The organism is Pseudomonas sp. EA_65y_Pfl1_P113 (genome assembly GCF_963970525.1).
GTDB lineage: Bacteria > Pseudomonadota > Gammaproteobacteria > Pseudomonadales > Pseudomonadaceae > Aquipseudomonas > Aquipseudomonas tritici.
Genome location: NZ_CAXAQM010000718.1, coordinates 1 through 309 on the forward strand (window position 1 = coordinate 1; position 309 = coordinate 309).

Annotated in this window: 1 pseudogene; it reads left to right on the plus strand. The window is 57.3% G+C overall.

Features of this window, described 5'->3' with window-relative positions:
* Positions 1–14: 14 nt before the first annotated feature.
* Positions 15–309 (plus strand): annotated as a pseudogene (locus AACY52_RS31880) (group II intron reverse transcriptase/maturase); the annotation flags it as partial.

The window sequence follows — 309 nt, forward strand, 5'->3', positions numbered from 1 at the left end:
GAAGGAATAAGGGCATGCAGTTCACGGCTTTGCTGCACCACGTTACACCGCAATTACTGGCGCAGAGCTTTTATGCCCTGCGCCGGGATGCAGCGGTGGGCGTGGACGGCATGTCGTGGCGAGAGTACGAAGAAGGTCTTCTCCAGCGGGTAAGTGATTTGCACGCACGGCTTCATAGTGGTGCCTATCGGGCAACGCCGTCGCGACGGGTCTATATTCCCAAAGCCGACGGTAGGCTGCGCCCGCTGGGCATTGCCTCTCTGGAGGATAAGATCGTACAACAAGCAGTTGTCACTGTTCTGAATGCGA